The organism is Occultella aeris (genome assembly GCF_902703175.1).
GTDB classification, from domain to species: domain Bacteria; phylum Actinomycetota; class Actinomycetes; order Actinomycetales; family Beutenbergiaceae; genus Occultella; species Occultella aeris.
In genome coordinates this window covers 57,646-67,233 of the sequence record NZ_CACRYJ010000062.1, presented here as the reverse complement: position 1 = coordinate 67,233, position 9,588 = coordinate 57,646, and the positions used below count along the sequence as shown (strand labels likewise).

7 protein-coding genes are annotated in these 9,588 nt (G+C 71.9%); 6 read left to right on the top strand and 1 reads right to left on the bottom strand.

Annotation, left to right across the window (positions count from 1 at the left end; translation table 11 throughout):
* Positions 1 to 47 precede the first annotated feature (47 nt).
* Entirely contained in the window at positions 48 to 1,106 is a 1,059-nt protein-coding gene (locus HALOF300_RS27640; protein WP_197522765.1) for a DinB family protein, read from the top strand.
* Positions 1,107 to 1,156: 50 nt separating this feature from the next.
* Positions 1,157 to 1,522 carry a VOC family protein gene (locus HALOF300_RS22105; protein WP_154794992.1) on the top strand — a complete coding sequence of 122 codons (366 nt, stop codon included), beginning with the start codon at positions 1,157 to 1,159 and terminating at the stop codon, positions 1,520 to 1,522.
* Between the two features lie 10 nt (positions 1,523 to 1,532).
* Here HALOF300_RS22105 and HALOF300_RS22100 read toward each other — a convergent pair whose 3' ends face one another.
* Positions 1,533 to 2,420: an AraC family transcriptional regulator gene (locus HALOF300_RS22100; RefSeq protein ID WP_156743059.1), complete on the bottom strand. Its 888-nt coding sequence runs from the start codon at positions 2,418 to 2,420 to the stop codon at positions 1,533 to 1,535.
* An 84-nt stretch (positions 2,421 to 2,504) separates the two neighbouring features.
* Here HALOF300_RS22100 and HALOF300_RS22095 point away from each other — a divergent pair, with 84 nt between their 5' ends.
* From HALOF300_RS22095 to HALOF300_RS22080, 4 genes are all read left to right on the top strand, one after another.
* The gene (locus tag HALOF300_RS22095; RefSeq protein ID WP_156743058.1) at positions 2,505 to 5,912 is read left to right on the top strand and encodes a DUF5107 domain-containing protein; all 3,408 of its coding nucleotides are present in this window, start codon (positions 2,505 to 2,507) and stop codon (positions 5,910 to 5,912) included.
* A complete protein-coding gene (locus HALOF300_RS22090; RefSeq protein WP_156743057.1) occupies positions 5,909 to 7,192 on the top strand; it encodes a cellulase-like family protein in 1,284 nt (427 codons plus the stop codon). The genes HALOF300_RS22095 and HALOF300_RS22090 overlap by 4 nt, the downstream gene beginning before the upstream one ends.
* Before the next feature lie 131 nt (positions 7,193 to 7,323).
* On the top strand, positions 7,324 to 8,637 hold the full coding sequence (locus HALOF300_RS22085; RefSeq protein WP_156743056.1) for an ABC transporter substrate-binding protein: 1,314 nt from the start codon (positions 7,324 to 7,326) through the stop codon (positions 8,635 to 8,637).
* A 104-nt stretch (positions 8,638 to 8,741) separates the two neighbouring features.
* Entirely contained in the window at positions 8,742 to 9,587 is an 846-nt protein-coding gene (locus tag HALOF300_RS22080) for a carbohydrate ABC transporter permease (RefSeq protein ID WP_231955689.1), read from the top strand.
* Position 9,588 lies beyond the last annotated feature (1 nt).

Here is a 9,588-nt window from a genome sequence, read left to right as displayed (position 1 = left end):
CCCCTGGAGGCGGGCTCCAGGTGGGTAGGGCGTCTACGGTTGTGTCCGTGAGTGAGAACGGGATCACCGGAGACGACAAGGACTGGACCTGGGTGCTCGACCGCCGGTGCCCGGAGTGTGGCCTCGACGCCGGCGCGATCACGTTGGCGGACGTCCCGGGGGCGATCCGGGCGCAGATACCGCTCTGGCCAGAGGTGCTGCACCGCCCCGACGTGCGCGAGCGGCCGGACCCGGGCACCTGGTCCACCCTGGAGTACGCCGCCCACGTCCGCGACGTCTTCGAGGTGTTCGCCGGGCGCCTGGACCTCATGCTGACCGAGGACGACCCGCTGTTCCCGAACTGGGACCAGGACGCCACTGCCGTGGCCGGCCGCTACGGAGAGCTGGAGCCGCACGACGTCTCGCTGGAGCTCCAGCGGCGCGGCGCCTCGCTCGCCTCGGACTTCGATGCCGTCACGCCGGAGCAGGCGACCCGGTCCGGGCTCCGTAGCAACGGCTCCGTATTCACCGTGCTCACCCTCGCCCAGTACCTGATCCATGACCTGGTCCACCACGCCTGGGATGTCACCCAGGGCCGGGCCGGCCACGAGGGCGGCGACGCAGGCGCAGGTGTCGGTGCCCGTGCAGCAGGACCGTCCGCCCAGTCTGTGGCCGGCCTCGCGGCCGTCTCGGCTACCGAGAACGACGCGGCCGACGGCGGCCCTCGCGTGGTCGAGGACGGTTCCGTCGGCGAAGGGTCGGCCGGCGCCGGCCCGGAAACCGGCGAGGAAGCCGTCGCGGCCCCCGACGCCGCAAGCACGCCGAGCGAGACCGCCAGGGAGCTGCCGCCCATCCAGCGCTTCGCACACGAGCACCGGCTGGCCGTCGGCCTGACGCTCGGGGTGATCGCGCTGGCGCTCTCGGTGCTGTTCGCCGTAGCCACGCCCGACTCGGACGCGGCCGGGTTCTCGGGCTTCGTGACCCGGTGGGCGAGTTCGCTGTGCTGGCTCCTGGTCTCCGGCGTCGCCGTGTCCTGGGCTCTGCGGGCCAAGCGCACCACGACGAACGGTCTCGCCTGGCTCGGGATCGCGTGCTACGCCTGCTACCTGTTCTTCCGGGCCGGCTGAGCCCGCTCCCCCCTCACCGACGATGTCGGCGCTCGGTCGCACACTTGAGCATGACCACCGGCCCCGTGCTCCGCGCAGTCGACTGCGTGACGATCCCGGTCCCCGACCTCGAGACCGGCCTCGCGTTCTACGCCGGCGCGCTCGGACACGAACTCCTGTGGCGCGACGAGACCACCGGGCAGGCCGGCTTGCGCCTGCCGGACACCGAGACCGAACTCGTGCTGACGACAAGCGCTCCGTACGCGCCGGCGTGGCTCGTCGACGCGGTCCCGGCCGCGGTGGCGGGCCTGGTCGCGGCCGGCGCCACCGTGCGCCGGCCGGTCGAGGCGATCCCCGTGGGCCGCATCGCCGTGGTCACCGACCCGTTCGGCAACGACCTCGTACTCCTCGACCTGTCCGCCGGCCGCTACCCGTGACGCACCACTCTCACGACACGTGATCGGCCCGCGACGCCTGGCGGAACTGGGACGGACTCGAGCCGCTCACCGCCCGGAACTGGCGGGAGAAGTAGAACGCGTCCGGATACCCGACCTCCCGGGCGACCTCGGCCACGGTCCGGCTCGTGGTCATCAGCATCACCCGGGCCCTGGCCATCCGGATGCTCTTGACGTACTCGAGGACGCCGCCGCCGGTGGCGTGCCGGAACAGCGCCGCGAAGTGTGAGGCGCTCAGGCCCACGTGCGCGGCGAGATCCGGGATCCGGACCGGGGAGTCGAGGTGCTCGAGCAGATACTCGCGAGCCCGCTGGACCGGTCCGGCCTCGTTGCGCGGCCCGGCCAAGCGGTCCGCCCCGATCTGGGCGAGGGTGTTCCAGGCCGCCCCGGCCGCGGCCATCAGTGCCGGGCGGGTCTCGTCCCGTTCGAGCGCCTGCACCACTTGCTCCATCGAGTGCACCATGCGCGCGGGATCGTGCAGGTCCACGACCGCGTGGCCGGCCCCGCCGACGATCGGACCGAGCAGCGTGAGCACGTCCGACCCGGCGGCGTGGAACCACCAAAGTGTCCAGGGGTCGGCCCGGTCCGCCCGGTACAGGTGCGCCGTGCCGGGCGCCAGCACCAGGGCCTGACCGACCCCGATCGCCTCGGTCGAGCTACCGACATCGCACCAACCACGGCCCTCTGTGCATACCAGGACCACGGCTTCGCGCGCCCCCTTCGGCCGAGATCGTCCATGGTTCGCCGCGTGCGGGAAGTACCCGGCGTCGGTGGCGAGCAGCCGCTCGGTGACCCCCACGGTCAGCGCCTCGCCGACCAGCGGACGCGGCAGCACCCGCATCCGCTGACCCGGGAAGCCATCCCTCGTGTACGTCACCATGGGACCAGCCTGCCATCGAATCGTCCAGGAAGTCCGGCCGATCGGACATTCCCCGATCGACCCTACGCTGCCTATGGTCGAGACATGCTCACAGCCGAGCCTCTGCTCGATCTCCCGGACCGCCCCGCCGACCAGGCCGGCGCCGACGTCGCCGTGTGGCGCGCGCCGCTGACCATGCGCACCCATCTGCCGGCGCCGCCGTCGGACCTGCCGGCCTACCTCGACGCTCGCGTCTATCAGGGTTCGTCCGGGCGGGTGTATCCGCTGCCGTTCCACGACCGGATCGCCTCCGAGCCGCGTGAGCACGACTGGGACGCGGTGCACCTGGAGAACGAGTGGATCCGGCTCCTGGTCCTTCCTGAGCTCGGCGGGCGCATCCACCTCGCGATCGACCGCACCACCGGGCATGACCTGTTCTACGGGAACCCAGCGATCAAGCCGGCCCTCGTCGGCCTGGCGGGGCCCTGGATCGCGGGCGGCATCGAGCTGAACTGGCCGCAGCACCACCGGCCCGCGACATTCCTGCCCACCGACGTCGAGATCGAGCACGAGAGCGGCGGGTCCGTGACCGTGTGGTGTTCCGACCACGACCCGTTCGAGCGGATGAAGGGCATGCACGGAGTCAGGCTTCGCCCGGGCAGCTCCGCGATCGAGCTGCGGGTCCGCCTGTACAACCGCACCCCGCTCACCCAGACGTTCCTGTGGTGGGCGAACGTCGCGGCCCGAGCCGGCTCCGACTACCAGTCGTTCTTCCCCGAGGACGTCCACGTCGTGGCCGACCACGCCAAGCGCGCCGTGACGGCCTTCCCCGCGGCGGACCGCCCCTACTACGACATCGACTACCCGGCTCGCCGCGACCGCAGCTTCACCGCGGGCGACGGCGAGGCCGTCACCGGCGACCGCATCGACTGGTGGGAGAACATCCCGGTCCCGACGTCGTACATGGTCACGCACAGTGCCGAGGACTTCTTCGGCGGCTACGACCACGCCCGGGGCATCGGCTTCGCGCACGTGGCCGACCGTCAGATCGCCGTCGGGAAGAAGCAGTGGACCTGGGGCAACTCCGCGTTCGGACGCGCCTGGGGCCGCAACCTCGCCGACGACGACTCCGCCTACGTCGAACTCATGGCCGGCGTGTTCACCGACAACCAGCCCGACTTCGCGTTCCTCGCCCCCGGTGAGACGAAGGTCTTCGAGCAGTGCTGGTACCCGCTGCCGGCGATCGGCCCCGCGAACCGGGCGACCGCGCAAGCTGCGGTCCGCCTGAGGGTCACCGAGAGCGGGGCGCATGTGGGCGTCGTCACCACGGCCCGCCGTCCCGGGTCCCGGATCGAACTGCTCGACGGCGCAGGTCGCGTCGTGGCCGAGACGGTCACCGACATCGACCCCGGCGCCCCGGCGCTGTGGCAGGCCGACCTGCCCGACGGCGTCGCGGCCGGTCCCGTCACGGTCCGGGTGGTCTGTGGTGACGTCGTGCTCGTGGAGTACGCCCGCCCGCAACCCGGCGCCGGGGAGGAGACGGCCACCACCGCCGGCCCCGATCTCGCCGAACCCGCCCGGGAGCCCGCGCCGCCGGAGGAGGTGGCGAGCGTGGCGGAACTCCTCGACATCGCCGGCCACTTGGAGCAGTACCGGCACGCGACCCGCTCCCCCGAGCCGTACTGGGCCGAAGCGCTGCGCCGCGATCCCGGCAACGCCGGCGCCCACACGGCCGTGGGGATCCGCCGCCTGCGCCAGGCCCACCTGGCGCAGGCCGAGACCCACCTGCGCGCCGCCGTCGCCCGCCTGACCGCGTTCCACCCCACCGCCCCGGACGCCACCGCGCTCTACCACCTCGGCCTCGTGCTCGCCCTGCGCGGCCAGTCGGACGAGGCCTACGACGCGTTCGGTAGGGCCTCGTGGAACCGGCCGTGGCGAGCCCCAGCCGGCTACGAAATGGCCAGGATCGACGCCGCGGCGGGTCGCACGGCCGCCGCGCTGCACCGCCTCACCGACGTTCTGCGTGTCGAGCCCGAGCATCTGCAGGCCCTCACGCTGGCCGCGATCCTGCGCGGCGGCGCCGACCGGAATGCCGAGACCGAACTGAGCCGTGTCACGGACCTCGACGGGCTGCACTGGTGGAGCCGCGACGTGGCCGGCGCCGACCTCACCTGCGACGCGCAGACCTGCCTCGACGTCGCCCTCGAGTACGCCGGCATCGGTGCCGGCCACGACGCGCTGCGGGTCCTCGGCGTCGCGCTCGACCGCGAGCGCGACCGGGTGCCCGGGCAGCCGGCCGCGGAGCCGCTGCTGCACCTGCACGCGGCGGCCATCCACGCCGCCCGCGGGGACAGCGAGGCCGAGCGGCGCGAGCTCGACGCAGCGGATGCCGCCTCCCGCGCGTGGTGCTTCCCGGGACGGCTCGCGGATGCCGTCATGCTCACGCAGACCCTGACCCGCCACCCGGCGCAGGCCACCGCCCTCGCGCTCCTGGGGCACTGGCTGTACGCGATGGGCCGCACCACGGACGCCCTCACGGCGTGGCGGGGGTCCGCCGCGGCGGATCCCGGGGACCCCGTGGTGCACCGCAACATCGGCCTGGCAGTGGTGAACACCCACGGTGACCTGGACGGCGCCCGCGACGCCTACGACCGGGCCCGCGCCCTCGCGCCCGGGCACGCCCGGCTGCTCTTCGAGAGCGACCAGCTCGACACCCGGCGTGCCGTCGACCCCGCACTGCGCCTCGCCGTCCTGGAGGGCGCCCGCGACCTGGTCGCCGAGCGCGACGACCTGACCGTCGTGCTCGCGCATCTGCTCATCACCGCCGGCCGCGCCGAGGAAGCGCACGGCCTGCTCGCCGGGCGGGCGTTCCAGCCCTGGGAGGGCGGCGAGGGCGAGGTGCTGCGGGCCTGGGAACGCAGCTGCGCGGTCCTGGCCCGAGGAGCGCTCGCCACCGGGGACGCCGATGCTGCCAGCGCCCTGGTGGCGCAGGCGCTGGACTCCCCCGCGTCGCTCGGTGAGGCTCGGCACCCCCTCGCGACCACGGCCGGGCTGCAGCTGCTGGCCGGGGACGCCGCGGCCACCGCGGGCGAGACCGACGCCGCCCGGCGCGCCTGGGCGATCGCGGCCGAGCAGGTCGGCGACTTCCGCACGATGAGCGCGTCCCGGCACAGCGAGGCGACGTACCACTCCGTGCTCGCGCTGCGCCGGCTCGGCCACGCGGCGCAGGCCGACAGCCTCGCCGCGGACCTCGCCGACTACGTCCACGAACAGGCCGGCACCCACGCCCGGATCGACTACTTCGCGACGTCCCTGCCGCAGCTCCTGCTGTTCACCCCGGACCTGGACCATGTCCAGGCGCAGCGCCTGGAGTTCCTACGCGCCCAACTGGACGTGCTCGGGCGCGACGAGACCTCCGCCGTCGGGCGGTTGCAGCACCTGCTGCGCGAGGTGCCCGATCACACCGACGCCCACGACCTGCTCACCGCCGTCACCGAAGGAGCCCGCCCATGACCGAGCCGTACCGCCCCGTGCCGACGGCCGCCCACCTGCCGGGCAAGCTCACCATCACGCTCTGGGACTTCTCCTGGTTCGTGCGCACCGGACCAGGTGAGCCGTTCGAGGACCTGGACGCCGCGTTCGCCGGCGCCGTCGAGCGCGGGTACAACACGATCCGGATCTGCGCGATGCCCTACCTGCTGTTCGGGTCCGGGCTCGACACGACCGCACTGCGGCTCGGTCCGCTCGGCGGTGGCTACGCCCAGCAGGTGCGCTGGTACGACGTCGCCACCGAGACCACCATCGATGCCCGGGAGCACCTGCTCGAGCTGTTCCGGGCCGCGAAACGCCATGACTGCTACGTGATCGTCTCCTCCTGGGAGTACCAGCAGAGCCCCGCGTTCGCCGCGGAACCCGACTGGTACCGGGCGCTGCACGCCATCGACCCGGAGGACCGGGCGGTCGAGCTCGCCCGTGCACACGCCGCCCTGATCGACCTCCTCGCGTCCCACGACCTGGCCGACCGGGTCGCGTTCGTCGAGCTGCACAACGAGGTCCAGATCGGGCACCTCACCGCCGGGCTGGACGCCCGCGGCGACGACGCGATCGTGGCCCTCACGCCCCGGCTCGAGCGCGGCCTGGACGCCTTCCACGAGCTCCAGCCGGAGGTCCCTGTGACCGTGAACTACGCCCAGGTGCCGGTCGCGGTGATGCGGTCCATCCCGGCGAACCTGGACGTGCTGGTGGTGCACCCGTACATCTACGGGGTGCTCGACGCGCTGATCGAGACCTACGGCATGCGCGGCCCCGTCGAAGACTTCCCGCAGGAGGCCGCCCGCCGCGACCTGCTCCGCCCCGGTGCCCCGGACATCGGCGACTGGGGCCTGCCGCCCGAGCACGCGTGGCGCCTGGACGCGATGATCGTGGCCAAGCCGGAGATCTACGTGCACGACTGGGCCGACGCCGCCACCATCGACCGCTGGCTCTACGACCACTACGGCGAGCACCGGCTCGCGATGGCGCAGAAGCTGACGCTGTGGCTCGAGGTGGCCGCCGACCACGCCGAGCGCCGCGGCCTGCCGCTCGTGTTCGGTGAGGGCTGGGTCGGCTACACCCCGCTGCACGGGCAGTTCGAGGAAGGTCCGGTCGGTGCTCAGCTCTGCCGGTTCGCGATGTCGGAATCAGCGCGGGTCCGCGCCTGGGGCTCGATCGTCTGCTCGAACGCCGCGCCACAGCACCCGATGTGGGCCGACGTCGCTCTGCAGAAGGAGGCGAACGCTCTCTTCACCGGCTGAGCGCCACACCCGAGCAGACAACAGCTCAGCGCACCACAGATCAGCCCCCAAACACCACCACCCCCAAGGTTCCGGCCAACCGGCCGGCCGCACCCCAACCAGCGCCAACGACGGCGCACCGGAGGTCGAAGATGAGCACCACATCCGACTACACCCGCCGAGGATTCCTGCTCGGCGCCACAGCGCTGGGCACCGGCGGCCTGCTGTCTGCCTGCGTCGGCTCCGGCGGCGGTTCCGGCGGCGAGACGAGCGGCTCCGGCGACGGCGGCTCCGGTGACGCCGCCGGGCCGGTGACGCTGCAGTCCTCGCTGTCGGACCCCGCACCGAAGGCGGCCCTGGAACTGGTGATCGCCGACTACGACGGCGACGTCACCCTCAACACGGTGGCGATCGAGCAGTTCCGGGCGCAGCTGTCGACGTACCTGACCTCGAGCACTCCGCCGGACGTGCTCACCTGGTACGCCGGATCGGTGGCCCGTGACTACGCCGCCGAGGGTCTGCTGCTCGACGTCTCCGACCTATGGACCGGCGACGGCGCCTGCGCCGGGTTCTCCGAGGCGCTGAAGTCGCTGTCCACCGCCGAGGACGGCTCCCAGATCTTCGTCCCGACGAACTACTACTGGTGGTCGGTCTTCTACAAGAAGAGCGCCTTCGCCGAGTGGGGCGTGAGCATCCCGGAGACCTGGGACGACTTCCTCGCCCTCTGCGAGACCCTCAAGGGCCTGGGCGTGAACCCGCTCGCGAACGGGATCGGTTCGACCCCCTGGATGGCTTCCGGTTGGTTCGACTACCTGAACCTGCGCATCAACGGCGCGGCGTACCACCGCGAGCTCCTCGCGGGCGAGCACGCGTTCACCGACCCCGAGGTGGAGGCCGTGCTCACCGAGTACGCCAAGCTGATCCCCTACTTCGACCCGAACATGGCCTCCTACTCCCACCAGGAGGCGGTCACCCCGATGATCCAGAACGAATCGGCCATGTACCTGATCGGGGCGTTCGTCACCCAGTTCTTCCCTGAGGACCAGCAGGACGACATCGACTTCTTCTCGGTGCCGCCGATCAACCCGGACGTGCCCAGCGCCGAGGAGGCGCCGACGGACGGCTACTTCGCGAGCGCGAACACCACGAACGTCGATGCCACGAAGGCACTGCTGAGCTACCTCGCATCGGCGGAGGCTCAGCAGCAGTTCATCGCCGAGTCCGCCTCCTCGAACCTGCCCACCAGCCCGGATGTGGACAGCTCCGGGTTCAGCCCGCTGGTGCAGAAGGGCATCGAACTGCTGGAGAACACCGAGGAGATCACGCAGTTCTTCAACCGGGACTCCTCGGACGCGCTGCAGAGCACCGCCGACGACGCACTGACCCGGTTCCTCGCGGACCCGTCCGACATCCCGGGCATCCTCGCCGGTTGGCAGGCAGCAGCCGAACGGGTCTGGGACCAGTGAGCAGCCCGAGCGCCACGGCCGTGGGTCCGGCAGGGTCGGCGGCCTCGGCGCGGTCGGCCCCACCGGGCCCACGCCGGCGCTCGGTGTTGCGGCGGGTGCCGTGGGTGGTCTGGCTGTTCCTGCTGGTGCCGCTTGCCGCCGAGGTGTTCTGGGTGTTCTGGCCCGCCCTGAACTCGTTCTCGCTCTCGTTCACGCGGTGGAACGGCATCGGCGCGGCCGAGCCGGTCGGCTTCGGCAACTACGTCGACCTGTGGAACGACCCGGTGTTCCGCACGGCCCTGCGCAACAACGTGATCTGGGTGATCGGGTTCGGTGGGCTCTCCGTGCTCGGCGGCCTGATCCTGGCCGTGCTGCTGAACCGGCCCGGCCGGGGCATCGGCATCTACCGCAGCGCCATCTACCTGCCGATGGTGTTCTCCCTCGCCGTCACCGGGCTGTTCTGGCGGGTCATGTACTCCCCCGCCGGCCTGGTGAACACGACCCTGGCCGCCCTCGGCCTCGAGTCCTGGGAGCGGCAGTGGCTCGCCGACCCGGACGTCGCCCTGTACGCGGTACTGATCGCAGCCGTCTGGCGGCAGGTCGGCTACATCATGGTGCTCTACCTGGCCGGGCTGAAGGGCGTGGACCCGGCCCTCGAGGAGGCCGCCGCGATGGACGGCGCGAACCGGCGCCAGCGGTTCTTCTCCATCGTGATGCCGCAGCTGAAGGGCGTGAACGCGGTGGTGTTCGCGGTCACCGTGATCGACTCGCTGCGCACGTTCGACATCGTCTGGGCGATGACCCGCGGCGGGCCGTACAACAGCACCCAGCTGCTCAGCACGTACATGTTCGAGCAGGGCTTCACGCTCGTGAACCTGGGCTACGGATCCGCGATCGCGGTGGTCATCTTCGCCCTCGCGATCGTGTTCATCATCTCGTACCTGGTCCGCTCGATCCGGCAGGAGGACTGAC

Bases quoted from the DNA above. Each gene is read 5' to 3' on its own strand.
- HALOF300_RS22105 (WP_154794992.1), top strand. From the start codon at position 1,157: ATGACCACCGGCCCCGTGCTCCGCGCAGTCGACTGCGTGACGATCCCG.
- HALOF300_RS22090 (WP_156743057.1), top strand. From the start codon at position 5,909: ATGACCGAGCCGTACCGCCCCGTGCCGACGGCCGCCCACCTGCCGGGC.
- HALOF300_RS22095 (WP_156743058.1), top strand. From the start codon at position 2,505: ATGCTCACAGCCGAGCCTCTGCTCGATCTCCCGGACCGCCCCGCCGAC.
- HALOF300_RS22100 (WP_156743059.1), bottom strand. From the start codon at position 2,420: ATGGTGACGTACACGAGGGATGGCTTCCCGGGTCAGCGGATGCGGGTG.
- HALOF300_RS22085 (WP_156743056.1), top strand. From the start codon at position 7,324: ATGAGCACCACATCCGACTACACCCGCCGAGGATTCCTGCTCGGCGCC.